The organism is Enterovibrio sp. QJM3NY_24, from assembly GCF_057786035.1.
This window is the reverse complement of the sequence record NZ_CM173520.1, coordinates 235,833-260,888: the sequence shown is the minus strand read 5'-3', so window position 1 is coordinate 260,888 and position 25,056 is coordinate 235,833. Positions and strand designations below refer to the sequence as shown.

The 25,056-nt window shown below is 45.8% G+C and carries 26 protein-coding genes and 1 pseudogene; 15 read left to right on the top strand and 12 right to left on the bottom strand.

Annotated elements, in window-relative coordinates; all coding sequences use genetic code 11:
• Positions 1-675: 675 nt before the first annotated feature.
• A complete protein-coding gene (locus AC3CIC_RS17560) occupies positions 676-918 on the bottom strand; it encodes a DUF1127 domain-containing protein (RefSeq protein WP_016958649.1) in 243 nt (80 codons plus the stop codon).
• A gap of 119 nt (positions 919-1,037) precedes the next feature.
• Here AC3CIC_RS17560 and AC3CIC_RS17555 point away from each other — a divergent pair, with 119 nt between their 5' ends.
• Together AC3CIC_RS17555 and AC3CIC_RS17550 are read left to right on the top strand one after the other, a co-directional pair.
• Positions 1,038-1,904, top strand: coding sequence for a LysR substrate-binding domain-containing protein (locus AC3CIC_RS17555; RefSeq protein ID WP_488516527.1), 867 nt, complete (start codon positions 1,038-1,040; stop codon positions 1,902-1,904).
• A gap of 134 nt (positions 1,905-2,038) precedes the next feature.
• On the top strand, positions 2,039-2,566 hold the full coding sequence (locus AC3CIC_RS17550; protein ID WP_016958647.1) for a C40 family peptidase: 528 nt from the start codon (positions 2,039-2,041) through the stop codon (positions 2,564-2,566).
• 17 nt (positions 2,567-2,583) lie between these two features.
• On the opposite strand, the gene AC3CIC_RS17545 is transcribed toward AC3CIC_RS17550, so the two are convergent.
• The gene (locus AC3CIC_RS17545; RefSeq protein ID WP_488516526.1) at positions 2,584-3,300 is read right to left on the bottom strand and encodes an SDR family NAD(P)-dependent oxidoreductase; all 717 of its coding nucleotides are present in this window, start codon (positions 3,298-3,300) and stop codon (positions 2,584-2,586) included.
• A 129-nt stretch (positions 3,301-3,429) separates the two neighbouring features.
• On the opposite strand from AC3CIC_RS17545, the gene folM reads away from it, so the two are divergent.
• The 6 genes from folM to AC3CIC_RS17515 all read left to right on the top strand — a co-directional run bounded on the left by folM (position 3,430) and on the right by AC3CIC_RS17515 (position 7,085).
• Positions 3,430-4,137 carry a dihydromonapterin reductase gene (gene folM, locus AC3CIC_RS17540; protein WP_488516525.1) on the top strand — a complete coding sequence of 236 codons (708 nt, stop codon included), beginning with the start codon at positions 3,430-3,432 and terminating at the stop codon, positions 4,135-4,137.
• A 23-nt stretch (positions 4,138-4,160) separates the two neighbouring features.
• Positions 4,161-4,523 (top strand): dihydroneopterin triphosphate 2'-epimerase, encoded by a 363-nt coding sequence (folX, locus tag AC3CIC_RS17535; protein WP_016958644.1) that lies wholly within the window; start codon positions 4,161-4,163, stop codon positions 4,521-4,523.
• A gap of 128 nt (positions 4,524-4,651) precedes the next feature.
• Positions 4,652-5,188, top strand: a complete 537-nt coding sequence (locus tag AC3CIC_RS17530; protein WP_488516524.1) for a cytochrome b — start codon at positions 4,652-4,654, stop codon at positions 5,186-5,188.
• Positions 5,188-5,757, top strand: coding sequence for a YceI family protein (locus AC3CIC_RS17525; protein ID WP_488516523.1), 570 nt, complete (start codon positions 5,188-5,190; stop codon positions 5,755-5,757). The genes AC3CIC_RS17530 and AC3CIC_RS17525 overlap by 1 nt, the downstream gene beginning before the upstream one ends.
• Before the next feature lie 204 nt (positions 5,758-5,961).
• On the top strand, positions 5,962-6,261 hold the full coding sequence (locus tag AC3CIC_RS17520; protein WP_488516874.1) for a hypothetical protein: 300 nt from the start codon (positions 5,962-5,964) through the stop codon (positions 6,259-6,261).
• A complete protein-coding gene (locus tag AC3CIC_RS17515) occupies positions 6,144-7,085 on the top strand; it encodes an amidohydrolase (protein WP_488516522.1) in 942 nt (313 codons plus the stop codon). The genes AC3CIC_RS17520 and AC3CIC_RS17515 overlap by 118 nt, the downstream gene beginning before the upstream one ends.
• Before the next feature lie 113 nt (positions 7,086-7,198).
• Here the strand turns inward: AC3CIC_RS17515 and AC3CIC_RS17510 are convergent, their stop codons facing one another.
• The 3 genes from AC3CIC_RS17510 to AC3CIC_RS17500 form a co-directional block, all read right to left on the bottom strand.
• Positions 7,199-8,647: an MFS transporter gene (locus tag AC3CIC_RS17510; RefSeq protein ID WP_016958640.1), complete on the bottom strand. Its 1,449-nt coding sequence runs from the start codon at positions 8,645-8,647 to the stop codon at positions 7,199-7,201.
• Positions 8,648-9,165: 518 nt separating this feature from the next.
• Positions 9,166-10,224 (bottom strand): 3-deoxy-7-phosphoheptulonate synthase AroG, encoded by a 1,059-nt coding sequence (aroG, locus tag AC3CIC_RS17505; RefSeq protein WP_026023874.1) that lies wholly within the window; start codon positions 10,222-10,224, stop codon positions 9,166-9,168.
• A gap of 213 nt (positions 10,225-10,437) precedes the next feature.
• The gene (locus tag AC3CIC_RS17500; protein ID WP_488516521.1) at positions 10,438-11,895 is read right to left on the bottom strand and encodes a cobyric acid synthase; all 1,458 of its coding nucleotides are present in this window, start codon (positions 11,893-11,895) and stop codon (positions 10,438-10,440) included.
• A 209-nt stretch (positions 11,896-12,104) separates the two neighbouring features.
• Between AC3CIC_RS17500 and AC3CIC_RS17495 the strand changes: the two genes are divergently transcribed.
• Positions 12,105-12,656, top strand: a complete 552-nt coding sequence (locus tag AC3CIC_RS17495) for a hypothetical protein (protein WP_488516520.1) — start codon at positions 12,105-12,107, stop codon at positions 12,654-12,656.
• Between the two features lie 103 nt (positions 12,657-12,759).
• Here the strand turns inward: AC3CIC_RS17495 and AC3CIC_RS17490 are convergent, their stop codons facing one another.
• Positions 12,760-13,647 (bottom strand): AraC family transcriptional regulator, encoded by an 888-nt coding sequence (locus tag AC3CIC_RS17490; RefSeq protein WP_016958635.1) that lies wholly within the window; start codon positions 13,645-13,647, stop codon positions 12,760-12,762.
• A gap of 271 nt (positions 13,648-13,918) precedes the next feature.
• On the opposite strand from AC3CIC_RS17490, the gene AC3CIC_RS17485 reads away from it, so the two are divergent.
• The 4 genes from AC3CIC_RS17485 (at position 13,919) to AC3CIC_RS17470 (ending at position 18,290) form a co-directional block, all read left to right on the top strand.
• Positions 13,919-14,386 carry a (2Fe-2S)-binding protein gene (locus tag AC3CIC_RS17485; RefSeq protein ID WP_017006301.1) on the top strand — a complete coding sequence of 156 codons (468 nt, stop codon included), beginning with the start codon at positions 13,919-13,921 and terminating at the stop codon, positions 14,384-14,386.
• A 1-nt stretch (position 14,387) separates the two neighbouring features.
• Complete coding sequence (locus AC3CIC_RS17480) at positions 14,388-16,586, top strand: xanthine dehydrogenase family protein molybdopterin-binding subunit (RefSeq protein WP_488516519.1); 2,199 nt, start codon at positions 14,388-14,390, stop codon at positions 16,584-16,586.
• Between the two features lie 70 nt (positions 16,587-16,656).
• The gene (locus AC3CIC_RS17475) at positions 16,657-17,685 is read left to right on the top strand and encodes an XdhC family protein (protein WP_488516518.1); all 1,029 of its coding nucleotides are present in this window, start codon (positions 16,657-16,659) and stop codon (positions 17,683-17,685) included.
• The gene (locus tag AC3CIC_RS17470) at positions 17,682-18,290 is read left to right on the top strand and encodes a nucleotidyltransferase family protein (protein ID WP_016958631.1); all 609 of its coding nucleotides are present in this window, start codon (positions 17,682-17,684) and stop codon (positions 18,288-18,290) included. The genes AC3CIC_RS17475 and AC3CIC_RS17470 overlap by 4 nt, the downstream gene beginning before the upstream one ends.
• A 97-nt stretch (positions 18,291-18,387) precedes the next feature.
• Here the strand turns inward: AC3CIC_RS17470 and AC3CIC_RS17465 are convergent, their stop codons facing one another.
• A complete protein-coding gene (locus AC3CIC_RS17465; RefSeq protein ID WP_488516517.1) occupies positions 18,388-19,944 on the bottom strand; it encodes a BCCT family transporter in 1,557 nt (518 codons plus the stop codon).
• Between the two features lie 146 nt (positions 19,945-20,090).
• Positions 20,091-20,438 (bottom strand): GNAT family N-acetyltransferase, encoded by a 348-nt coding sequence (locus AC3CIC_RS17460; protein ID WP_488516833.1) that lies wholly within the window; start codon positions 20,436-20,438, stop codon positions 20,091-20,093.
• A gap of 264 nt (positions 20,439-20,702) precedes the next feature.
• Between AC3CIC_RS17460 and AC3CIC_RS17455 the strand changes: the two are divergent.
• Together AC3CIC_RS17455 and AC3CIC_RS17450 are read left to right on the top strand one after the other, a co-directional pair.
• Positions 20,703-21,386: pseudogene (locus AC3CIC_RS17455) on the top strand (methyl-accepting chemotaxis protein); the annotation flags it as partial.
• Positions 21,387-21,410: 24 nt separating this feature from the next.
• A complete protein-coding gene (locus AC3CIC_RS17450) occupies positions 21,411-21,785 on the top strand; it encodes a CZB domain-containing protein (RefSeq protein ID WP_488516832.1) in 375 nt (124 codons plus the stop codon).
• 66 nt (positions 21,786-21,851) lie between these two features.
• Here AC3CIC_RS17450 and AC3CIC_RS17445 read toward each other — a convergent pair whose 3' ends face one another.
• The 4 genes from AC3CIC_RS17445 to modA form a co-directional block, all read right to left on the bottom strand.
• Positions 21,852-22,283 carry a hypothetical protein gene (locus AC3CIC_RS17445; RefSeq protein ID WP_016958627.1) on the bottom strand — a complete coding sequence of 144 codons (432 nt, stop codon included), beginning with the start codon at positions 22,281-22,283 and terminating at the stop codon, positions 21,852-21,854.
• Positions 22,284-22,453: 170 nt separating this feature from the next.
• A complete protein-coding gene (gene modC / locus AC3CIC_RS17440; RefSeq protein ID WP_488516516.1) occupies positions 22,454-23,560 on the bottom strand; it encodes a molybdenum ABC transporter ATP-binding protein ModC in 1,107 nt (368 codons plus the stop codon).
• Entirely contained in the window at positions 23,557-24,249 is a 693-nt protein-coding gene (modB, locus tag AC3CIC_RS17435; RefSeq protein WP_488516515.1) for a molybdate ABC transporter permease subunit, read from the bottom strand. Before modB ends, modC begins: the two co-directional genes overlap by 4 nt.
• Positions 24,250-24,252: 3 nt before the next feature.
• The gene (gene modA / locus AC3CIC_RS17430) at positions 24,253-25,026 is read right to left on the bottom strand and encodes a molybdate ABC transporter substrate-binding protein (protein WP_488516514.1); all 774 of its coding nucleotides are present in this window, start codon (positions 25,024-25,026) and stop codon (positions 24,253-24,255) included.
• Positions 25,027-25,056: the final 30 nt, after the last annotated feature.

The following is a 25,056-nucleotide window of genomic DNA, read 5'->3' as shown; positions in this document are numbered from 1 at the left end:
GCCGGGTCAGGTTACCTTTTGACTTTTCAGTGCGTAAGCAAAGTAAAGTCCAGCTATGCAGTAACGCCAAAAATGGACCAATCATTAGGTTGTCGGCGGCCAAACCAAATCCTTATGACTGTTTGTTGTCCAAACCAGTTTGCTCGTTGCAAACCTTATTGTTATTCAATGTATATATTTGAAACAGTACTTTGCTACATCACGCTGATGTTTGGTTGAACGATGTAAGAGTTTTCGCACAACCAAAAGAATCAACATGTTTACAATCTTCAACAGCATGACATCACATCAAACCGTCGACTCAATATAGTGATAATGCTCGCATAAAACAAAGCATGATGTAAAGTTATTGTAAACATCACCACACACATCAGTATAAGAAATCATCTTAATACTCATTGAGTTACTTTAAGCGTAGACTGCCCAATTGAAATTAACCAACTCTTCGCCTAACTTTTTATACCCTGCATGCCTGTAAATTTATCACCCCAATACCGAACTGAATGAGAACACAGCTAGATGACAGGTATATTAACCAACCGAAGACGTCGAACCCGTCTTATTCATGATACAAATATGATTCAATACTTCCCCAGTCAACAGCCAAAAAAAAACCGCAACTTCATAAAAAGATGCGGTTGGATATGCAAAGCATATTGCCAAAGGACTCGTTCTTTACTTCTGACGCCTTAATAACTCAATTTCTTTTGCTACGTCAGCGCGTGTTAAACCCACGTCGTTAAGAAAGTGTTGATCTTCCAGTTTTCGTTCAAGTTCACTGCGTAACTGATAACGACGCCATAAACCCCAACACTTGTGGACGAGGGTTGCGATGAAACCGCCATGAAGCTTGCTTGGCATTTGATCAATGTCGATGCCGTGCCGAGAATTTACCGTTCTGCTTGCTTTGCTTCTCATGACGTTTCCCCTTTTATCTGTGTCTCTTTCACTAACCCACTTGACAGTTCAATATTTAAACAATTTAATTGTTAAGAAAAGCCAATAGTTTTCACACAAAACTTCAAAGGAATTGATGTATGACCAACTTTGATATCGACCAGTTGAGAACACTCGTCGCGATCGTTGACTGCGGGAACTTTGCCGCAGCAGCAAACAGCGTTCACCGCACGCAATCTGCAGTTAGCATGCAAATGAAAAAACTTGAGGAAGTGTCAGGCGTTGCATTGTTTCAAAAACAAGGACGTCGCCATGTACTTACGTCTCACGGTATGACGTTGGTGAGCTATGCGCGCCAAATGCTGGTATTGAATGATGAGGCGATGGCCCATTTTCATAGCCCGGAAATGAACGGCATTGTTAAATTGGGTGTCTGTGACGACTACGTCAACCTTGTTTTTCGTCGGATACTCACGGGGTTTTCTGAGCGCTACCCTAACCTTCAGCTTTCAGTTCAAAGTAACAGCAGCCAACGATTGCTCAAACAAGTACTGGATGGGCGTTTAGATCTCGCATTGATTAATATTCACGACCAAAGCTACCCTGCCACACAACTCTTTACCGAAAAGCTGGTTTGGGCCAAAGCCAAGCACATTACCTACTGCAAAGACCGACCACTCCCGCTAGCCATCGAAGTCGAGTGCCGATGGGGACGGCTTGCCATGGATATTCTCGATCGCGCGAGTATCCCTTATCAGGTGGTACTTTCCGCGGCGGATTTCCATGACCTAAACGCAGCCATTGAATCAGGCATGGCGGTTTCATTGATTGCCGCTTGCTCGGTCACGGAAGATATGGATTTGCTGGAATGGTTGAACAGTAATTCGGTAGAAACATCGATTGCCAGTGGACTAAGTCTAAAACCAGGGGCAAGTGAACCCGCGGTTCTTGCTCTGGCTGATTACATTACTGAATGGTATATGCGCCGCAATCAAAGTGCAGCATAGCGGCTTCTCTCACTGGATATCTGTCTGACTAATTAGTGAGAATAAGGCAGCACTGTGAGAGGCATAATATTGCGCCGCAAGTTGCTCGCATTTAGACTGGAGATATTCGCTTATTGCAGGTGTTTATTCTACTAATGCGTGCCATCATCACATTAAAAGCCATTTCGCTCGTCAGCTTTGTGCTCACGGGTTGTGAATCAACACCGACGGCTACACCCTACGATTCCACTAATGCGCACTACAAAACAGACAGACCAAATTCATTAGCGCCATATATTAAACTGGGTGAACCTCTGAGTGCGGCATTAGTTCAATACTTCGAAGAATGGCAAGGTACACCCTATCGTTGGGGCGGAGTATCTAAGAAGGGAATCGACTGTTCAGCATTTACGCAGCAAGCTTATCAAGCCGTTTTTCAACACCCGCTGCCGCGTACTACTAGGCAACAAGTGACGAAAGGCAACAAAACAACGTTGCACTCTGCAACCTATGGCGACTTAATCTTCTTCAAAACGGGCGCTCGCCGCTATCATGTTGGAATATATATCGGTGATAAGCAGTTCATGCATGCCTCTTCGTCGAAAGGTGTCAGCATCTCAACGTTAGACAACCCATACTGGTCAGCACGCATTTGGCAGATCCGTAGCTATTTTGCTGAATAAGCTTTCAACGATTCACTCTACCAAGGAATCACCGTCCCATCGTGATGATATAACCGCCCTGAGTCCTCAGCGTTAACATGTTCGAATTGGGCCAGTATCCGGCTTGCCGTCAACGACGGCGAATATAACTTATCTTGGGGCCAGTTCTTGGTAAAAGGCTCTGAGAGTGCGCTTGGTGTCGTTCCTGGGTGCATCGCAATCACAGAGCAACGCTTTGAGCGCCTCCCCCATTCAATAGAAAGCGTTTTGATAAACATATTCAGCGCGGCTTTTGACATGCGGTAGCTGTACCAACCACCTAACTGATTGTCTTCAATGCTAGCAACTTTGGCACTAAGCGATACCCATGTAAGTTCTGAGTGCGAGTTAATCAACGGGGACACTGCCTGCGCTAAATATAAATGTGGCAAAACATTCACCGACATCGACTTTTCTAACCACTCTGCTGACACTTGCCCTAGGTGCTTTTCAGGAGAATGGTTGTCATCGTGCAGTATTCCTGCGCATTGAATAATACCCTTAAGATCAGACGAATAAGGGGAAAGCCAATCTCGAATCTTTTGCACATTATCCGATTGTGTCATGTCGACACACAAATGTGCGCTGACCCTGTCATCACTAGGAAGATCTGATCGGCTTGCCGTAATAACGCGATAGTCGTTTTGAAGCAGCCTCTTGGTTAATGCCAAACCAATACTTCCATGTGAGCCAGCCACCAATACCGTCTTCTTCATCCTTATTCCTCTAAATTGTTCTGCTAATATCACCTAACACACTGATTCATCAATTATCGTGATCTTTTCAATTATTTAAACGTATTGCGTTCGGTACTGAAAATTGTACGAGCATTGGAATAGCTATATATGACTCAAAACACCATTGTGATCACTGGCGCTGCGCAAAGGATCGGGTTTGCGCTTGCTAAACATTTTGTCGAAGGCGGAAATTCGGTGATTGTTTCCTATCGTACTGAAAGGTCGGGCATCGCCACCCTACGTAAGATGGGGGTGGAATGCATTCACGCTGATTTTTCAACCGATGCTGGCATTCATCAATTTGCGAGAACATTGGCAGAGCGTAACCTTACCCTTCGTGCACTCATACACAACGCCTCGGATTGGAACGCAGAAAAGCATACTGACGATTATGCCGCCTTGTTAGATCAGATGATGCAAGTACACGTCAAAGCGCCCTACTTGCTCAATCAAGCACTCGCACCGTTTATGCGTACTGATGAGAATGCGGACAGTGACATCATTCACTTTACTGATTATGTCGTGAAGAAAGGCAGCGCGAAACATATCGCGTATGCAGCGAGTAAAGCGGCACTGGAAAACCTCACCCTATCTTTCGCACAGAAACTTGCGCCACAAGTTAAGGTGAATAGCATTGCTCCCGCACTCATTATGTTTAACGATAGTGACGACGACAATTACAAGCGAAAAGCACTGTCTAAATCTTTGATGAACCTTGCTCCAGGTGAAGCAGAGATAGTGAATGCGGTTGAATTTATATTGAACAGTAACTATATGACGGGCCAAAGCGTCAATCTTGACGGTGTCCAGCACTAAAATAACAAGACGGAATGATAGCTATGCAAAATGCGATTATCACTATTACCAATCTTCGCCTACGCACATACATTGGCTTTAATCCTGATGAGCAAGAAAAGAAACAGGATGTTGTGCTGAACATTGAGATTCACTACCCCGGCGACAAAGCATGCTCAAGCGATGTCGTTGACGAAGCGTTAAATTATAAGGTGATCACGAAAACCATCATCGACCATGTCGAAAATGGCCGTTTCCTGTTGCTCGAAAAATTAGTTTCAAGTGTTCTCGATATCGCTAAAGGTCACCATTGGGTCACGTTTGCACGCGTAACCATCGATAAACCTCATGCACTTAGGTTTGCCGATTCTGTCTCTCTAAGCCTGAGTTGGCAGCAAGAAGAATGATACGGAATGCATAAAATTTAAGGTTCCTTCTATTTTTTCGAACAAGTTGTTCAGTTGCTGGTGCTTAACCTTAAAGCAATATTGATTATAATTCTCATTAACACTAATCAATTGGACACGTTTCTGAAATGGAAAAACCCGCTCAGTATGGTCTTACCCAGCGCCTAATCCACTGGCTCAGTGCTTTGCTTATCATTGGACTGTTTGCCGCCGGATTGTGGATGGTTGACCTTACCTATTACAGCAGCTGGTATAAAACGGCCCCTCATTGGCACAAATCAGTCGGCCTTTGTGTCGCAGCATTAACCCTTTTTCGTCTGGTTTGGCGTTTTGTCAAAAGTACGCCAGAGATAGAGGGTAAACGATTTGAAAGAATTGCAGCACACGCAGCGCACAACGTCATTTATCTCCTATTGATTGTTATTTTCACGTCGGGCTATTTAATTTCCACGTCAGATGGTCGTCCCATCGAAGTTTTCGACTGGTTTGCAGTTCCTGCGTTGGGTGAGTTATTCCCTGACCAATCTGACATTGCAGGAACCGTTCACTACTATGCCGCTTTTGGGCTAATCGGATTGGCTGTATTGCATGCCGCCGCCGCACTTAAGCACCACTTTATCGATAAAGATAATACGTTACGGAAAATGATTGGAGGCAAATCGTGATGAAAAAAAACCTACTTGCTTTAGCGCTCGGAGCGACAACACTATTCTCAGCGGCTACGTTGGCAGATGACTATGTCATCGACACCAATGGCGCTCACGCGTCAATCAACTTCAAAGTTCCACATCTGGGCTACAGCTTTATTAAAGGTCGTTTCAACGATTTTGGTGGAGAGTTTTCTTACGATCCCGCGAATGTTACTGATTCGGTCATCGTTGTGAACATTGATACAACGAGTCTGGATTCCAACCACGCCGAACGCGACAAGCACTTGCGCAGTGGAGACTTCATTAATGCATCTAAGTTCTCAACAGCCACCTTTAAAAGTACATCTGTTGAAGAAAATGCAGATGGTACACTCACCCTTAATGGCGACCTGACATTGCATGGTAAAACCAATCCAATTGCTATTCAGGCAAATTTCATTGGTGCAGGTGAAGACCCTTGGGGTGGATATCGTGCTGGCTTTGAAGGGACTACCCGCCTTGCGTTGAAAGACTATGATATCGCGGTCATGGGTGCATCTAGCTATGTAGATTTAGAGTTGCATGTCGAAGGTATTCGAAAGTAATTTACTCACGAATCTCTCCAAACAAACTCCCCCTACTAATCGGGCAGATTTCAAATCTGCCCGATTTCTTTTCTCCCTCATTAGACTCAAAATCAGTTAAAAACAACTCTGATCTGCAACCCTAATAAAGTAGATTTTGATCACAAAATCGACCAATCTGAGCGCGTAGAGTGTTGAGCTTATTTCTGCGAATTTGGCGGTGAAATGTTCAACCCAATTCTGTTTCGTCATCAATTGCATCAGATCCCAGAACTATCTGGTTTTGAAAAAAAAACACAGACAATCCTTGCTGAAAAATTACGATCTTTTGGTTTTGAGCCAATAGAAGGCATTGGGGGGCATGGTGTTGTCGTTCAAATTGAAACGAGTTTGGACGGTCACGTCTTTTGTTTCGTGCAGATACAGATGCGCTTCCAATTAACGAACTCGCAAAACACGAACATGGATCGAGGCGCTATGGCGCCATGCATGCCTGCGGACACGACGGTCACTCAGCCAGCTTAATGGCACTAGCACATCGACTGTCTTCTCAGCGCCTTCAGCGTGGTTCCATCACCCTTATATTTCAGCCTTCTGAAGAAAACGGGCTCGGCGCACTTGCCATGCTTAATGATAATGCATGGGCAAAAGGTAACATTGATTACGCATTTGGTTATCACAATATCCCTGGCTACCCACTGGGGCAGATACTCTGCCGAGATAACACTTTCTCTTGTGCCTCGATCGGTGTTTCCATCACGTTCAAAGGCACGACTGCACATGCAGCCTACCCAGAAACTGCGGCCAATCCTTCCCGAGCCATCAGACAAATGATGCTAGACATCGAAACCTTGCCCACGGAGATAACTCAAGGGTTTGCTATGTCGACCATTGTGCATATCAATTTGGGACAAGCAGCATTTGGAACGACACCTGAATCTGGCGAATTAATGGCGACATTGAGAAGTGACAGCAACAAATGCTTTTCGACACTCTGTGCACAGGTGAAAGAGCGAGCAGAGTATTATGCAAAAAGAGATGATCTCGCATTAAACATTGAATGGATTGATTCATTCAGTGCCACCATCAATCACAGCGAAGCTAACATGCTGTTGAAACAAGCATGTAAAGACTTAGGATTTGATTTCATTGGGCTTGAGCAGCCAATGCGATGGTCCGAAGATTTTTCTGAATACGCTAAAACATGGCCATCAGCATTTTTTGGCATTGGCAGCGGAGCCGACCACCCGCCTCTTCATGATCCTCGCTATGATTTCCCCGACACGCTAATCGATATTTCAAGTAAGATTTTTGAGCAGATTATTCGCGATATGAATGGACTCAAATAAAATCCATCCCTCCTTTCTGGTTGTTAAAGTAAACAGATAGCAACAAAAAAGGGATGAACATATGTTCATCCCTTTCACGTGGTTATACGTTAAATCTAGATGAGATCTAGCACTTACAATTCACCGCGTAGCTCAACGAGTTTCGCTTTAATTGCACGTGCTTTATCTTCCGACAGATCATATTTCCACATCACTATAATCGCGAGTGCTGCTGTCGAAGCCGGGATAATAATATCAGCAAGACGTAATTGAATCAGCGTTTCAGCCGACTGACTCGCGGCACCGGGGTCAAAGCCGACCAATTTAATCACCAAGCCACCCAAGATTAGCGCCAGTGCTTGGCCTAACTTGACCATCAGCCAATAGATTGCACCGAAGGTACCTTCACGGCGTGGCATACCATTTGACAGTTCATCCATATCGCAAACATCAGCAGTCATACTCATCATCAGAGTAAACAAACCACCAATACCAAACGACATCAACGGGATCGGCATGAAGATCAACCAAGGGTTTGAAGGATCAAAGCTCCACCATTTCAGGCTGTAGCCTACAATTGAAATCATCGTTGAAATGATGAAAGCATTGCGCTTTCCATACTTGCTTGCCATCCAGCTAATAATTGGAATAACCAAAAATGCCGTTGTCATAGCACTAACCGTTGCAAACCATGCTGGCCAGCTACCTGTCGCGCCGTAGTCGCCACCAAACATATGGAAAACAATGATAAAGAAGCTAAATGAAGCCACCAATTGGAAGCCATTGAAGACTAAGAAAGTCGCGCCACACAGCTTAACAAAAGGGCCGTTTTTGAAGACTGTTCGAATGCCAGAAAAGACTGCTTTCAAGTTCGTCCACAATGTTGCGAATGAAATCTCAGCACGGTTCTCAAGTTTGCTGTCATCAAGACCTTTACAGAATAGACCCGGCAAAATACCCAAAACGATACATGCACCTGCAACATACAGAGAAAGTTCACGTACCCCTTCAGCCTGTGTTGGGAACAAATCTTTATCCGCAATCATTACCCAGAACCACGGTACGATCATCCATGCAACCTGACCCATCGTTTGAGCGAATGCCATCAAGCGAGTACGTTCGTTGTAGTCCGAGGTCATTTCGTAACCAAGGGCAACGAAAGGCGTCGCAAACATGGTGTTACCGATAGTGAAGATCATCGAGAAAATGAGGAAATACCAAAAGTTATACGCTTGAGATGCTTCAGGATCGAGTTGCCAAAGTAAGGCAAAAAACACGCCACTTAGAATGGCGCCAACAACAATGTAAGGCCTTCTTCTACCCCAACGTGATTTGGTGTTGTCTGTGATGAACCCCATGATGGGATCGGTTAATGCATCAAAAAGCCTTGGCAGTCCACCCAATAAACCCGCTAGAAATGGGTCAATACCAAAAGCAGTGATAAGAAAGAAAGAGAAGACGCCTAACGCTCCAGGTAAAAGGTTAAGCGTGAGTGTGCCTGCACCGTACGCCCCTTTCTGTGTCATCGGAACGTCGATTTTCGCTTTCATGATTTGATTTTCTGTCGCTTCTATCTGTGACATCGCTCTACTTGTTAACCGATTGTGAATTTGGTATTGCAATACTAACCAAGTGTTGCGAGATACATCAAATCACCCATCAAGAACACATGCCTATTAAATATCATTTTGAAAGCGCTTTCTTTGGTTCTATATGTCACCAACAGAAGCTTCCATTGTGATTATTATTAGAAATAGACTATTGGCGAGATTATCATCTGAATAGATGGGTGAATTTGGTATATTTCCTATAAGTGATGTGACATACAAATATTTGCGGATGAATGTAACGATGTATCGATTAGGAGACACAAAAAATAATGTACGCCTACGCATATGAAGATTTCAGATTATATTTTTATTCAACGACTTATTTATTTTCACCAATGCATCTCGATAAGACCTTCCGTTCACATTTATGCAACGAAAGCGCTTTCTAAAATAACGCCTGTTTTCAAACAAACTGCTGGGGTGGCAGAAAAGAAAAAAGCCAGTGGGACCCCACTGGCTTTGATGTTCATTTATCAAGGAATTTCTAGACGTTAGCTTTTGCTTGCTCGACGCTCTTGAACTGCATCAGCCAGACGCTGAAGCACTTGCTCTGTATCAGGCCAGCCAATACATGCATCGGTAATGCTCTGACCGTACACAGGCGCTTTTCCTTCAACAAGATCTTGGCGACCTTCAACAAGGTGGCTTTCAATCATCACACCAAAGATAGCATCGTTTCCGCCAGCCACTTGGTTTGCAACATCGTCAGCGACAACAACTTGGCGTTTGAAGTCTTTGCTGCTGTTTGCATGACTGAAATCAATCATCAATTTGTTACGAAGTTTTGCTGCATCCAGCTGCTCGGTTATCGCTGCAACGTGCTCTGCTGAATAGTTTGGCTCTTTACCACCACGAAGAATAATATGGCAATCATCATTGCCGGCCGTTTCAACAATCGCTGAATGACCATATTTGGTCACTGACAAGAAATGGTGCGGAGATTCCGCGGAACGAATCGCATCCGTTGCAATTTTTATGTTGCCATCAGTACCGTTTTTAAAACCAACAGGACAAGACAAACCTGACGATAGCTCGCGGTGTACTTGAGATTCTGTAGTACGCGCGCCAATTGCACCCCAACTGATCAAATCGCCCATGTACTGTGGCGTGATCATATCAAGGAACTCGCCTGCCGTTGGCAATCCCATATCGGTAATATCAAGCAGCAATTTACGACCAATTCGTAAACCGTCATTGAGCTGGAAGCTGTTATCCATGTACGGGTCGTTGATCAACCCCTTCCAGCCAACAGTCGTACGTGGTTTTTCGAAATATACACGCATCACGACTTCAAGTTTGTCTGCATGTTGGTCACGAAGCGCTTTTAGCTTCTTCGCATATTCAACGGCAGCTTCTGTGTCGTGAATTGAACAAGGTCCGATGATAACCAAAAGACGATCATCGTTGTCATTCAGAATATTGTGGATAGCTTGACGAGCATTAAATACCGTTTCAGACGCTTTTTCAGTGGCTGAATACTTCTCCAGAATTGCCACAGGTGGCAGGAGTTCTTTAATGTTGCTAATTCGTACGTCGTCTGTTTTATAAATGCTCATTATTTCACCTTGCTGCTCACTAACCATTGCTCCTACAAAGAGGTTAAGCAATGTGTTTCCCTACATATTGATTGTTAACTTATCGCCATTCCACACAGAGTGCAAACCTAATTTTACAGATATATTGATTTTTTTATGCACTGACAATATTGACTGAGGAAATATATGTGCTAAAGGAAGTTTTGATTGCTTACTTAGTCATGACGATTAGCGAGTCGGCCACAGCTTTTCAAGATCGAGTGATGTTTCCAACGCATCCGCTAACACATTGAGACTCCTCTCTCTTTCGTCTTCTAGGCTAACCCGTTTCGCATCGCCTAACCCTGCCCATTCCAGAAGCAATGAGCAGGCTTCTGGCGAATCAAACAGCCCATGCCAGTAGGTACCAAGCACGTTATTATCTTGATTAATCAACCCGTCGAGACCATTTTCTGATGAGATCAAGTGTTCCCCAGCGGAGTCTGTGATGCCCATATGAATTTCATATCCAAAAACGGGGGCTGTTTTACCACAGAGACGTAATTGTCCTTTGCAACGCGTCAGTACTTTTTCACGCTCAATAATGGTGTGAGTGTTTAGATAGCCGAGTCCTTCAGCGCGTAAAATTGTTCCTTCAATACCATGGGGATCTTCAAGCATCTTGCCAAGCATTTGATATCCGCCGCAAATCCCCATCACTTTACCGCCATATCGCAGGTGCTTGGTAATTTGTTCATCCCAGCCGTATTCGCGCAATGATGCCAAATCAGAAATGACACTTTTACTTCCTGGAAGAATGATGAGGTCCCCCGCAGGTAAAGGCTTACCCGGCGCAGCAAATTGCAAATTCACTTGAGGATGAATCCGAAGTGCATCGAAATCTGTGTGGTTACTGATGCGGGGTACTACAGGCACCACAACGTTAAGGGTTTTATCTGTGTCCAAAGTAACCTGAGTGACATCAATGGCATCTTCTGCATCAAGCATCAAACCCTGAAGATAAGGCACGACGCCAATCACGGGTTTGCCCGTTTTCTCTTCTAACCAATCAAGCCCTGGTTCAAGTAAAGAAATGTCTCCGCGGAATCGGTTGATAACAAAACCATTCACACGATCTCGCTCAGATTGGGAGAGACAGTCCAATGTTCCAACCAAGTGCGCGAACACGCCGCCTCTGTCGATATCAGCAACAATAATCACCGGCACATCTGCTTCTTCAGCAAACCCCATATTCGCGATGTCATTCTCCCGAAGGTTTACTTCGGCTGGGCTACCTGCTCCTTCAATCAGCACACATTCAAATTGCTGTTGAAGAATAGAAAAAGATTCCATCACAGGCTTCATGGCGAATTGCTTATAAGATTTAAAGCCAATCGCGTTCATAGATTCACCCGCTTTGCCTTGCACAATAATTTGTGCGCCACAATCGGAGTTAGGCTTTAGCAGTATCGGATTCATGTGCACCGTGGGCTCTACACCACAAGCTAATGCTTGAAAGGCCTGAGCGCGGCCAATTTCGCCGCCATCGGAGGTGACTGCACTGTTGAGCGCCATGTTTTGTGGTTTAAAAGGTGCAACAGCAATACCACGGCGTAAAAGTACACGACCTAGTCCGGCGACAAGAACACTTTTCCCAGCATCGGATGTTGTGCCTTGCACCATGAGCGCTTTAGAAGTTGGAAGCATGAAAAGACCTAATAGTTTTTCGGCACATCAATATCGCCGACGAGGAATGCAAAGATATCACACTGTTTGCAGAAAAATGCCAACGCAATCCGTTGCTAAGAAATTGTTTGCAATGATGGTCAAAGTTATTTGAATCATCACTAAAGTTTTAGACCAGCAACTCATACACTCTCAAAAGTGTAAAAATTGTAAACAAGGCAGGGAATGCTGTGAAAATATTCAAAAAAATAAAAACCCTACAATGGGTTGTGATGCTGATGAGCCTATTATCTGCATCAACAATGGCGACTAACTTTAACTACACCAATCTAGAAATTGGTTTTACCGGAAACCCATCAGGGTTAGCTGCAACGGGCACAGTAGCCTTTATGGACGGCGCGCACTTTGTGGTGAACGGAAGTAGTCAATTTGAAGGGGACTGGATCGCTTCGGGCGGTGCTGGCTTTCATGCGCCAATCAACGGTTTTGTCGATGTTCATGGCGACGCTCGCATCTATTCAGTGAAATTCCCGCAAGATGATAAACACGATTTCGGCGAGCTTGCGTATGGCGTAAACGTGGGCTTGAGAGCATGGATACTGCCACAAATTGAGGCAAATGCGGTTGTCGGTCAGGTCGCCTTTGATTCTGATGACACACGCAGTATTGTTGAAATAGGCGGACGTTTCCACTCAACCGATGCGCTATCAATCGGTGCGAGCTATCGCGCGAATGGTCTTTATAAAGAACAATTTTATTTTAATGTCAGGTTCGAGTTTTAGTCGATAAAACATCTGTCCACAACGGAATCACCAAATAAGCCACAGTGCGAATTTAGCGAGATAGTATCGGCGAAGTAGGTCAACGCCGCCGTATTTTTGGGAGTCAGCTTAACGTGCTGACGGACGATCGCGATTCACTCGGTGTGAACCCAAAATAGCGTTTAAATTCTCGGCTGAACTGAGAAGGGCTGCTATACCCCACCCCATAACACACTTCCGCGACTTGAAATCCGGATGAGAGCATTGACCGCGCTTTGTGCAGCCTTAATGATTTCACATACTGAATCGGTGACACTGACGTCACTTTTCTGAAATGTTCATGCAGTGTCGACGAGCTCATACCCGCGACACTCGCTATTTCTTCAATATCAAGATTACGCTCAAAATTCTGTTCAAGATAATGTACTACTGGGGCGATGCGATTGGCCCCAGCATGATTACTCACGCTGTTTCGCAGTAAACCGCCGCATGGGCCTTTCAACACCTGGTAATACAGTTCTCGACGCAATGAATCTGCCAAAATCTGCTGATCCATGGGGTTATCCAGTGTGTCCACCAAACGACTAATTAGGTCAGCAATTGATGCCGTTAACCTTGTTGATTGCGTCAGTGCCATTTGTTGTTCATTGGTTGAGTCACGCTGCCAGGGCGCCATTTCCATCATTAACTGTCCGACCAAATGCTGGTCAATCGCCAAGCTTAGTCCTACATAAGGCTTATCTTTGCTTACTTCCGATAGGCTGGCTTCAACTGGTCGCGTCACTGAATTGATGAGGTAAGTGTGTGTGTCGTAAATATACGATGACTTTCCTGTCGTTACACGCTTCTGTCCTTGTAACACAAAACAAATCGTTGGCTGGAGGACAAGCGGGATCAACGGGATATTTGACGAACACGAATACAGTTTCAGCCCATCAATAGCCGTGAGGTGACAGCCTTCGCTACCCATCTTTGCAACGACTTGTCTAGCAAGTGAAGACGTGAATTCCATAAGTACTTCTACTCCTGATATACCCAAACAACCTCACGTTGTAGGGTTGAGATCACCTTTGAGGTTGTTTGGGTATAGCCGGACAATTATGACACTTAACATGCATCTAATGTGAAACCAATGCGATAACTCGTAGTTTTAGGCAAGAACTTTGGAACATCTCGATAACAAAAAGAACAAACGGCAGCCATAGTGAAAAACGATAAATAGACTTCCCCGTTCCTCTCAAAGGAAAAAGAACAACGCTGCCGACCCTAGGAAGGAGATAACCATGGCCGTTTCCGTCAATATCAACGGACAAGATTACAATCTCGATGTTCCCGCCGATACACCATTGCTTTGGGCTATTCGCGATAATCTAAAACTCACGGGTACAAAGTTTGGCTGTGGATTAGCGCAATGTGGCGCTTGCACTGTGCATATGGCAGGCCAACCAATACGTTCATGTGTTACCCCTATTTCAGCCGTTGTTGGTCAACAAATCACGACCATCGAAGGTATTGAATCAAAGGCTGCGGATCTTATTCAAGCCGCGTGGGAAAAGTTGGAAGTGCCTCAATGTGGATACTGCCAGTCAGGGCAAATCATGGCTGCTAGCGCACTTCTTGCCAACAACGCCTCTCCGTCAGATGCAGACATCGACGCTGCCATGTCCGGAAACATCTGCCGCTGTGCAACCTATGTGCGTATCCGCCAAGCAATTAAAGATGCGGCTACCGCGCTAAATGAGGTCGCATAACATGAGAGATTACCTTAAAGGATATGACCCTCTTAAGACAGAAAGCGGTCACGAAGAAGGCACCAGCCGCCGCGGCTTTATCAAACTGCTTACAACGGCAGGTGCAGGACTCACACTGGGCATTCATTTACCGAGTATCGCTGCAAAAGCGTCAGAAACGGCAGGAGCGCCTTTCTCACCTAACGCCTTTGTTCGCATTGGTGCAGATGACACCGTCACCATTGTCATCAAACATCTCGATATGGGGCAAGGCGTGACAACAGGTTTAGCCACCATTGTAGCGGACGAACTCGATGCAGATTGGGCAAAAGTCACCACAGAAGCTGCACCTGCCAATGCAAAGGAATACAACAACCTGTTATTTGGGCCAGTTCAAGGAACAGGCGGCAGTACTGCTATTGCCAACTCCTTTATGCAGATGAGATATGCGGGCGCGAAAGCGCGATCCATGTTGGTGAATGCGGCAGCGAAAGTATGGGAAGCTCCCGTCGATGAGATCGTCGTCAACCAAGGTGTCATTTCCCATCAAATCACGGGGAAATCAGCCACCTTTGGTCAAATGGCAGAGCTCGCTGCGTTACAGAATGTACCGACAGATGAGCAAATAACATTAAAGTCCCCCGAGCAATTTACCCTTATCGGTAAAACAGGCACGCCTCGAAAAGACAAAGGAAAAAGCAACGGCACAGCGGTTTATACCCAAGACGTCCAGCTTGAAGGTATGCTTACTGCTCTGGTGGCACACCCTCCAGCGTTCGATGCAAAAGTCGTGTCGTTTGATTCAACAGCCGCCAAGCAATCACCAGGCGTAGTCGATGTAGTACAAATTCCCACCGGCATTGCTGTGATTGCCAAGGATTTCTGGAGTGCAAAAGTTGGCCGCAACAAGCTAACAATCGAATGGGACAGATCGGCATTCAAGAAAAACACAGCAGAAATGAAGACAGAATATGCAGCATTGGCGAATAAGCCCGGCCTGTCCGCACGCAACGATGGTGATGCGTCGGAGGTCCTGTCTAAAGCCAAGACCGTGGTTGAAGCCACGTATTATTTCCCTTACCTCGCCCATGCACCGATGGAACCAATGAACTGTGTGATCCTTGCAGATAGCGACAAAGCGGAGCTATGGTACGGCGCACAACTTCAAACCATTGACCAAGTTTCGGTGGCAACCGTGTTGGGGCTAAAACCGCAAAATGTCAGCATTAATACACTCTTTGCTGGTGGTAGTTTTGGTCGTCGAGGCAACCCGAAGTCAGATTATGTTGTCGAAGCCGCACACATAGCCAAGAAGCTACCCAATGTGCCTATTAAGCTAGTTTGGACTCGCGAAGACGACATGAGAGCGGGCTACTACCGCCCTATGTATGTACACAAAATTCGTGGGTCACTTGATGCAGATGGAAACATTGAAGCGTGGGAGCAACGAATTGTCGGACAGTCGATTGCTGCAGGCACACCCTTTGAACAATTTATGGTAAATGGTGGTGTTGATGCGTCATCAGTGGAAGGTTCATCAACACTTCCTTATGCCATACCCAATTTTTCAGTTCAGCTTCATACGGTCACTTCACCGGTTCCAGTCTTGTGGTGGCGATCCGTTGGGCATACCCACAACGCCTTTTCCACAGAGACTTTCTTTGACGAACTCGCTTATAAAGCAGGCAAAGATCCCGTCGAATTCAGAGCGGCACTACTCAAAAATCACCCTAGACATCTTGGAGTGCTCAAACTCGCCGCTGAAAAAGCGGGTTGGGGAACACCACTACCTGAAGGTCGAGGACGCGGCGTTGCAGTCCACGAGTCGTTCAACAGTTACGTGGCTCAGGTGGTAGAAGTGACCGTCAAGAATGGACAGATTCAGGTAGACCGTGTGGTATGCGCTGTTGATTGTGGCGTGGCTGTTAATCCTGACATCATCACAGCACAAATGCAGGGAGGTATTGGCTTTGGCTTGTCACCTGCGCTCATGAGCGAAATCACCTTACAAGACGGTGCTGTGGTGCAATCCAATTTCCACGACTACTTGGTTCTCAGAGAAACACAAATGCCAGAAATTGAAGTGCATATTGTGCCATCTGTAGAAGCCCCTACGGGTGTGGGTGAACCGGGTACACCGCCCATTGCGCCGGCTGTTGCCAATGCTGTGTTTGCTGCTACGGGGAAACGTCTTTATGACTTGCCGATGAAACTGTCGTAGGTCGTAGTAGCTTGAACAGTAGTAAACGAATAATTACCGATTACCATCAACAAAGTACGGAAGCATAAACATGTCCAACCATCTTCTTCATTTGTTGAGTCAGTGGTATCCCGAAAAAGACAATGCCGAGTGGGTGCTCGGCACTGTCTTCAAAACCGAAGGCCCCTGCTACCGCAAAGCTGGCGCCATGATGTTGTTCAACAGTTTTGGACAACAGCTGGGCATGTTAAGTGGCGGATGTTTGGAATCTGACATTCAGCGTCATGCCAAGAAAGTGATGGCGACGGGTCGCCCCATGGCAATGGTTTATGACAGCCAGGATGAAGATGACCTCTCTTTTCAACTCGGCATTGGGTGCGGAGGAACGGTGCATATCATGTTGCACCCAATTTCAGCCAATAACGATTACCTTGCGCTAGGCACCTTGTATCAACATCTCTTCGCGAGAAAATCAGGTCATTATTTTCAGAGAATTCCGACGAACGATGATGAAATTGACGCCCAGTTCGTTCCTTCCGTCGCTGCTCACCACATTCGCAGTGATAAAGAAACAATTGCAAGCAAGGTGCAAGAAGGCAAACAAAGATGGCTTAAAACCTATGTTCAGCCACCCGTACATTTGATGGTCGCAGGCGGAGGGTTTGACGCAATACCTCTCGTGAACCTTGCCCATCAGCTTGGATGGAAAGTGACAGTTTGGGATCCTCGACCCGCCAACGCGCGGCGTGAATACTTCGGAAATGTGGATGAGATTTTGCGATCATCCGCCGATTTACTCGATACATATTGTCAACAGTACGGTGTTGATGCCGCCATAGTGATGACACATAGCGTTTCACTCGATGCCTCTGTCCTCTCAGCACTAAAAACGTCGTCCATTCGCTACCTTGCATTACTCGGCCCCGTTCATCGCAAAGACGAAGTCCTGGCCATTGCAAAGTTATCTTTGTCACAATTCCCCTGCAAATTACACGCCCCTGCCGGTTTGCAACTCGGTGCAGCATTGCCAGAAGGTATCGCAATCTCTATGCTTTCAGAATGTATTGCAACGCTTAATAATGCGAACGCTATGTCGTTCAGTGGTGCCCTATCAGAATGAAAAAAATCGCCGCCGTAGTGCTTGCCGCGGGTCGATCTTCGCGGTTTGGCAGCTGTAAAGCACTCGCCCTGATCAACGATCGACCATTAATTGAATCTGCTATTGAAGCAGCAAAAACTGCCACGCCTGACGTTTTCGTTGCCACGGGTTATTGGCATAACGAGCTTGCTCAAGCTGCCCAAGACAACGCTTGGAATGCACGTCTTCTCTTTATCGAAAACTGGCAAAGCGGGATGGGTGATGTGATTGCCAGCGTAACGAATACGCTTGGCGATGATTATGAAGCCATTTTATTTCTTCTTGCCGATCAACCCGCGATTACGGGCGACAACATAGCGCTACTTTGTCAGGTCTATGAACGCCACAACTCCGATGCCGCTTGCTGCCAATATCCAGACACAATAGGCGTTCCAGCCATTATTAGCGCCAATGTGTTTAGCGAGCTAAAAGCACTACAAGGTGATCACGGTGCCAAAGCATTACTAATGGATAAAGCACACTTAATTGACAAGCTGGTGCTAGACCAGTGCAACATCGATATCGACACGCAAGAAGATCTCGATAACTACGTTCACTATCTCAACAACATGTCGTCATATTGGTGATTTAATGCAGAGATAATGAGATTGTTAGATAGCAAAAAGCCATCCTATACGGATGGCTTTTTTCACGTAACGGCCTACTCTGCGTTGCCTGCCTCTATTAAGAACAAGGCGTGGCTGAAACTAAATTGCTCGAGTTTTCCTGCTTGCGTTGAATCATCATCTGACGAATGGTGATCGGTGCACAAATCAATGTCGAAGCAACCAGCAAAGAAACAGGAACCGCCGTGATCACGATGAACGACTGAAGAGCACCCAAGCCACCTTCACCAGCCAACAGCAATACCGCCGCAACAACACCCAATGTCATCGCCCAAAACAAACGATGATATTTAGAAGGCGTCGCATCTTTTGACGTCACTACAGCAATAGAATACGCCATAGAATCACCCGTTGTCGCCACGAATGTGGTCGTCAAAACTAAGAACGCTGGCACTAAAATCGCCTGAAGTGGTAACTGCTGTAGCATAGCGATAAGCACTGCAGGTAAGCCTGCCTCGGCAAGGGGACCAGAAATACTACCCGGCTGAGACAGCTCAAAGAAAATACCTGTACCGCCTAGTGCACTAAACCAAAAGTTTGTCGCAATCGGCGCACAGATAGCCACCGCAAACACCAAATTACGAATACTTCGGCCATCAGAAATTTTAGCGATGAAAATTGCCATCATCGGCGCAAAGCCGATAAACCAACCCCAGAAGAACCAAGTCCATCCTGTCATCCAACCCGCACTGTGGTCGCCCAAACTCAAAGCTGGGAAATTCACAATATAACTGCCGAACGCCGAGCCGAATTGTTCAAAAATGAACGTCGTTGGGCCGAGTATGAGTACCGCGACCAAAAGCGCGACAGCACCGATGACATTCATTTTGGATAGCCACTGCAACCCTTTATCCATACCCGTGAAGGCCGAAATGGAATACACAGCAACGACGGCAAACAGAATGCCAATTTGAAGCGTTAGCGTATTTGCCACGCCAAACAAGGATTCAATGCTATAGCCTAATTGACTAGCCAGAAACCCAATGGGACCAATGGTGCCGGCTGCAACACCAACAATCGAGAAAGTATCTACAACCGCACCAAACCAATGGTTTTCCAGCTTCTTGCCAAATAGGGGATAAAGCAACGCACGTGGACGAAGTTTCAAGCCCTTCTTGTGGTGAGCGTGCATTAAAATGATGGTCGACAACGTCCCTAACACTGCCCAAGCAAGAAAACCCCAATGGAAAAAGCTTTGCCCTAACGCGCTAGACACCGCTCCATCCGTGGTTGAACTTAACTCGGAAAATGCCGGTGGTGCAGAGATGAAGTGGTATACAGGCTCAGCCGCCGACCAGAAAACGCCGCCACCCGCGAGCAAGGTACACATGATCATCGACAACCAGCGGAAGGTACTGATATCAGGTTGAGTCTTATTGCCCAATGTCATACGACCTGCAGGAGAAATCGCGATGAAAAGTGCCAAAAGGAAATTCCCGACCATTAGCCACTGCCAAAACGGTCCGAAAAAATGCGCGGATTTTGCAAAAAGTGTATTGATGATTTCCGAGAAGCGCGAGATATCCATTGTCGCGGCCAATAGAAATGCTGAAAAGAAACCGATGGTCAATGTTGAAACAAGTTTATCGCTAGAAATTAGAGATTTAAAAGTCATGCTGCTCTCACTGTGGGCGTGAGGGATGGAACTCTACCAGCACAAGTGAGTGATCTCCATCACTTTATTCGTGCACTAATGAATTCTTGTTACACCAAAGACCAGTGAAAACACAAAAAATAATTATAAAACACTGTTTTAAAAGACTAATCCACCAGCATGTCATGGTGAAAATTTTTTTCATAGCCGCTGATTTCAATGAGATCTAAGTATTTACGGTAATAGTCCTCGCTTGTGGTGGGGATCACCGCATACCCGTAGCCAGAATCTTTCATCGCAACGAGCGTTGTGTGCAGTAACTTTTTACCCACTCCTTTTGTTCTCGCATCTTCACTCAAGCCCAGAGGCCCGAAGAATCCTTTTACTGTGCCATCAAAGCAACTAAAGCCCGGTATTTTGTTGTTTTCAACGGCGATAAAAAGACTGTTATTGCGAGAATAAGCTGTATCCGCTTCACTTCTCCAAAAAGGGGTTTTGGTAGAGCTTGACGAGATAATCCAAAATCCATCACCTTATAACAACGTTACAACAATCATGACTACAATTAGCCAGCATCCATCGGACAATATCAATACTCTAACCTCGATTAGAATCAACACTTTTCTGTCACAAATCAACCAATTTCACTAAGCAGTAACCAACGAAGTCATCTACTATTCAAAGTAGGATAATTCAATGATTTATCGTGTTTTGACGCACAAACGGCAATACAATTGCGACATCATTGATACGCACACTTTTACTCAAAGGAAATAAAAATGGCTTTTTGGAATAACAAAGAGCGTGAAATGGCACTTACCGCGAAGATCGATCAGCTTGAGGCCAATTATCAAGAAAAGCTAACCGCGTTGGAACAACAACTCGAAGAAAAAAATGCACAAGTTTCAACACTAGAAGTTCATATCAACGACCTCTTGAAAACCAGTCAATGCCAACAGCAAGGCGGCCAAATGTTGGAAACCATTCGAGAAGGTCTTCTCAGCAGTGCCGATACGCTGGTTGCTGAAAAAAACGAGTTGGCCGCTCTTGATGATATCTTCGTTCAAACTCTTTCAGCGATATCCAATCTTTCTACACGAGCAAATCGAATCACTCAAGAAGCACAGCGTAACCAATCCGCGGTAGCAGAGCTTACTGAAACAACCACGTCCATTAATCGATTTGTTTCAGCCGTAAAAGAGATCTCGGAACAAACCAACCTACTCGCGCTTAATGCCGCCATTGAAGCTGCGCGCGCAGGTTCTGCAGGCCGTGGTTTTGCTGTCGTCGCGGATGAAGTAAGACAACTGGCAGGAAAAGCTGGAGAAGCAAGTAGCCAGATCGAAGCGCTAGTGAAAAAGGTGATCACTCAAAACCGTGACATCCAATCATTGGTCGAAGAAAGCCAACATGGCGCAGAAGATGTTGCAACTTCTTCCGCGCAGATTGAAACCGTCGTTTATCAAGTCATCGATAAATCGAAAAGTATGCAGCGCGTTATCCATAACGCGGCGGTATCTTCCTTCCTCAATACAGTAAAACTGGACCATGCCGTATGGAAAAACTCAGTCTACAAATTTATCAGCAACAGTGACTATTCTCAACAAGTGAACCGCCATACAGAATGCCGCTTAGGGAAATGGTATTTTCAAGGTGAAGGTGAGAAAAACTTCAAATCGCTTCCCTCTTTCATTGCTATTGACTCACCACATAAACAAGTGCATGAATCCGGCCGACTGGCACTGGATGCAGGTCAACGTGGTGATTTTCATTCGATGGTTGATCATCTTAGAAAAATGGAAGATGGGAGCATTCAAGTCACAACGACCATTGACCGATTGCTTTCTGAGAGCACCAAATAAGAGTGTGATTTAGAAAGGTGTTCATTACACAGTCTTATGGTGTACAGTAAAGAAAAGCCTGAATATTCAGGCTTTTTCCATTTTTCGCTTCTTTGATTTTGAATGTGATTCAACAATCTGTTTGTGCAGTGCCAACGCTGCCCGTTGCAATCTTGGATGCAACTGAACCTGTCTAGTTTCCACCAGCGTCTTATTTAAATTAATTACCGATGCAGTCAAACACGCCGCTACTTTAACTTGACCCAGTTTTTGTGCGTACATCGCGGTTTTAATCGCCATAAATGCACGCTGATCATTTTTCTTGTAGCTTTGGGTAGCGAATCGCTCGAATCTTAAGAAATCTTTGTGATAAGAATTATGAATTCGAAAGACATGCTTGTCGTAGTATTCTTTGTACTTGCTGTAACTACCCGAACGGTTCGCTTGCATGAGCTTCTTTACCCACTCAGTCGACTTGATCGTTTCTTTCTTAAACAAGCCGGTTAGCCATGCAAACATTTATTTCTCCTACTTGCTCATCTCAAACCGTTACCCTTTGAGGGTATCCAATTCGCACGTGATTACGTTTTTTTACGATGTCTTACCCCTCCGTTTTGCGGCACATAGCACACACTGTACGGAATCGGCAGATTCTACTGAAAATTGAATCAAAGTGCGCAAGTAAATTGTTAGTTATTGCGATGATCGTGGGCTAAGTCGCCACGGGCGATGCTCACCCCTTTTAACTGTGCATAAACTTCCTGACCTTCCAATAAGCCAAGTTCATCCAATGCCCACTGAGTAATGTTTGCAAGCAATGTTTCGTTACCGACTCGCAACACCAACTGACAATAGCCGCTCTCTGATGATAAAGAGGTAGCGCTCTCAATTGACTGAATAACCGACGGGATCACATTGCGAATGCTGGTGTCATTAGGGCGTGTTTTTGCAATAGAGATATCGTTAGCGAAAATACGTAACCTAACCGACGCGCCAGCATTCTCGTCGACTTTTGTCACCCACAGCGGCTGCCCTTCTAGATCTAACTGTGTCATCGCATAAACAGGATGAGAGCCAACAACCGTCGCTGTAACCAGTGCACTCTGTTCTTTCGCTGCCAACCACGGGCGCATGGGTAGTGACCCCCAAACATCATGTAGCGAACCATTGGCAATAACCTCACCTTTTTCCAACAGCAACATATGGTCAGCAAGCTGTAATATTTCATCCAAACTATGGCTAACATATATGACAGGGACATGTAGTGTCTGAGCCAAACGCAATAGATAGGAGATAAGTTCTTGTCGGCGGGGCTTATCCAATGAGGCCGTTGGCTCGTCCATGATAAGAATTTCCGGGTCTGACAATAGTGCGCGACCAATGGCAACACGCTGTTTTTCTCCCCCGGATAAGTCATTAGGATAACGAGAAAGTAACGCGCCAATATCTAGCAAGGAAACAACCTCGTTAAATTTGTCGCTATTGGATACTTTGCTTCCATAATTGAGGTTTTTCGCCACAGACATATGAGGGAATAGCCGGGCATCTTGAAACACATAACCGATGCGTCGTTGCTCTGGCCGCAAGTTGACACCAGCGGTGCTGTCAAACAGTACTTTGCTTCCAATGCGAATACTGCCTGAATCTGGCGTAACTAAACCGCTTATTGCGTTAATCAACGACGTTTTGCCTGCACCCGATCGTCCGAAAACCGCGGTGATCCCAGTAGATGGAATGGATGCAATCAATGACAGCGAAAAATCTTCTCTTTGGAGTGACACATCTAAGGCGATCATTTAATGCCCATCCTTCGCTTCATTCTTCGGCTTAACCATTCAGACCCAAACAAAGACAGCAGCGCGATCACAATGGAGATCGCACATAATCTCGCCACACTTTGCTCTGCACCCGGTGTTTCGAGAAAGGCAAACATGGCTAGTGGTATGGTTTGTGTCTCCCCCGGGATATTGGAAACGAACGTAATGGTTGCCCCAAATTCACCCAGGCTTCGCGCAAACGCCAATACAAATCCAGATAAAATCCCCGGCGCAATCAGAGGCAAGGTCACGGAGTAGAAAACGCGCCATCGTGACGCTCCCAGTGTTCGTGCGGCCTCTTCAAGCCGTTGATCGACCAATTCTAACGACAGTCGAATCGCTCTTACCAATAAAGGGAACGCAACAACAGCAGACGCCAAAGCTGCGCCTTTCCAGCTAAACGAGAACGTCACACCGAACGTGTCATACAGCCACTGTCCAACCACGCCACGCCGCCCCATAACAACCAAAAGCAAATAACCAATAACGACAGGAGGTAACACAAGAGGAAGATGAATAAATCCATCTAATAACGATTTCCCAACAAACTGCTTTCTGGCGAGAATCCATGCCACGGCAATACCTAGCGGCAAACTCACAGCCACAGCGACCAAGGAAATTTTCAAACTGAGGGACAGTGCTTCCCATTCAACGGGGGTTAAAAACATGTCTTATTGGTGCTCTAGTGGTGTGTTGATCACGATGAATCCGTTATCACGCAAAACGATTCTCGCTTGATTGGAATCTAAGTAGTCAAAGAAAGGCTGCGCAGCGAGCGTCGCGTCGATAGTTAACGCTTTAGGGAAAACGATTGGCGTATGAGTGTTATTAGGAATATCTGCCACAACACTTACCGAAGGCGACGCTATGGCATCAGATCGATACACAATGCCCAGTGGCGCTTCACCGCGCTCGACCAATGCTAAAGTGGCTCGGACACTGTTTGAAAACGCCATTTTGTTTTTCAGCGAATTCCAAATGCCAAGTGATTGAAGCGCTTCTTTGGCATAAATACCCGCAGGCACATGACTCGGATCAGAAATAGCAATACGACTGCTGCCAATAGCTTTTAGTAAAGCATCAGGCGTCAAACTGATAGTCTCAGCGTCGTCGGGATTCGCAATCAGCACCAAGGCATTTTCTACCCAAGGCGACACAGAAACGGGATCAATAACCGCTTCAGAAATCGCATAATCCATCCATTTTTCATTGGCTGAAATATAAATATCTGCGGGCGCACCGTACGCTAACTGACGCGCCAAGGCTGAGGAAGATGCATAAGAAATTGTGATTTTGTTTTGCGTTTCGCGCTCATACTCTTGGGCGATGAGATTCAATGCTGTGGTCATCGAAGAAGCCGCATACACCAAAACCCTATCGCTTGCGGCGACAGAGCCTGCAAACAAAGAGAATGCGGTCAGTATTAACAGGAAGCAGCGTTGCATACGAGCCCTACGTGTACGCGACAGAAAGGC

Excerpts from the sequence above, each read along its gene's own strand:
- AC3CIC_RS17560 (WP_016958649.1), bottom strand. The coding sequence starts at position 918 with ATGAGAAGCAAAGCAAGCAGAACGGTAAATTCTCGGCACGGCATCGAC.
- AC3CIC_RS17555 (WP_488516527.1), top strand. The coding sequence starts at position 1,038 with ATGACCAACTTTGATATCGACCAGTTGAGAACACTCGTCGCGATCGTT.
- AC3CIC_RS17550 (WP_016958647.1), top strand. The coding sequence starts at position 2,039 with ATGCGTGCCATCATCACATTAAAAGCCATTTCGCTCGTCAGCTTTGTG.
- AC3CIC_RS17545 (WP_488516526.1), bottom strand. The coding sequence starts at position 3,300 with ATGAAGAAGACGGTATTGGTGGCTGGCTCACATGGAAGTATTGGTTTG.
- folM (WP_488516525.1), top strand. The coding sequence starts at position 3,430 with ATGACTCAAAACACCATTGTGATCACTGGCGCTGCGCAAAGGATCGGG.
- folX (WP_016958644.1), top strand. The coding sequence starts at position 4,161 with ATGCAAAATGCGATTATCACTATTACCAATCTTCGCCTACGCACATAC.
- AC3CIC_RS17530 (WP_488516524.1), top strand. The coding sequence starts at position 4,652 with ATGGAAAAACCCGCTCAGTATGGTCTTACCCAGCGCCTAATCCACTGG.
- AC3CIC_RS17525 (WP_488516523.1), top strand. The coding sequence starts at position 5,188 with ATGAAAAAAAACCTACTTGCTTTAGCGCTCGGAGCGACAACACTATTC.
- AC3CIC_RS17520 (WP_488516874.1), top strand. The coding sequence starts at position 5,962 with ATGTTCAACCCAATTCTGTTTCGTCATCAATTGCATCAGATCCCAGAA.
- AC3CIC_RS17510 (WP_016958640.1), bottom strand. The coding sequence starts at position 8,647 with ATGTCACAGATAGAAGCGACAGAAAATCAAATCATGAAAGCGAAAATC.
- AC3CIC_RS17500 (WP_488516521.1), bottom strand. The coding sequence starts at position 11,895 with ATGCTTCCAACTTCTAAAGCGCTCATGGTGCAAGGCACAACATCCGAT.
- AC3CIC_RS17490 (WP_016958635.1), bottom strand. The coding sequence starts at position 13,647 with ATGGAATTCACGTCTTCACTTGCTAGACAAGTCGTTGCAAAGATGGGT.
- AC3CIC_RS17485 (WP_017006301.1), top strand. The coding sequence starts at position 13,919 with ATGGCCGTTTCCGTCAATATCAACGGACAAGATTACAATCTCGATGTT.
- AC3CIC_RS17480 (WP_488516519.1), top strand. The coding sequence starts at position 14,388 with ATGAGAGATTACCTTAAAGGATATGACCCTCTTAAGACAGAAAGCGGT.
- AC3CIC_RS17475 (WP_488516518.1), top strand. The coding sequence starts at position 16,657 with ATGTCCAACCATCTTCTTCATTTGTTGAGTCAGTGGTATCCCGAAAAA.
- AC3CIC_RS17470 (WP_016958631.1), top strand. The coding sequence starts at position 17,682 with ATGAAAAAAATCGCCGCCGTAGTGCTTGCCGCGGGTCGATCTTCGCGG.
- AC3CIC_RS17465 (WP_488516517.1), bottom strand. The coding sequence starts at position 19,944 with ATGACTTTTAAATCTCTAATTTCTAGCGATAAACTTGTTTCAACATTG.
- AC3CIC_RS17450 (WP_488516832.1), top strand. The coding sequence starts at position 21,411 with ATGCAGCGCGTTATCCATAACGCGGCGGTATCTTCCTTCCTCAATACA.
- AC3CIC_RS17445 (WP_016958627.1), bottom strand. The coding sequence starts at position 22,283 with ATGTTTGCATGGCTAACCGGCTTGTTTAAGAAAGAAACGATCAAGTCG.
- modC (WP_488516516.1), bottom strand. The coding sequence starts at position 23,560 with ATGATCGCCTTAGATGTGTCACTCCAAAGAGAAGATTTTTCGCTGTCA.
- modB (WP_488516515.1), bottom strand. The coding sequence starts at position 24,249 with ATGTTTTTAACCCCCGTTGAATGGGAAGCACTGTCCCTCAGTTTGAAA.
- modA (WP_488516514.1), bottom strand. The coding sequence starts at position 25,026 with ATGCAACGCTGCTTCCTGTTAATACTGACCGCATTCTCTTTGTTTGCA.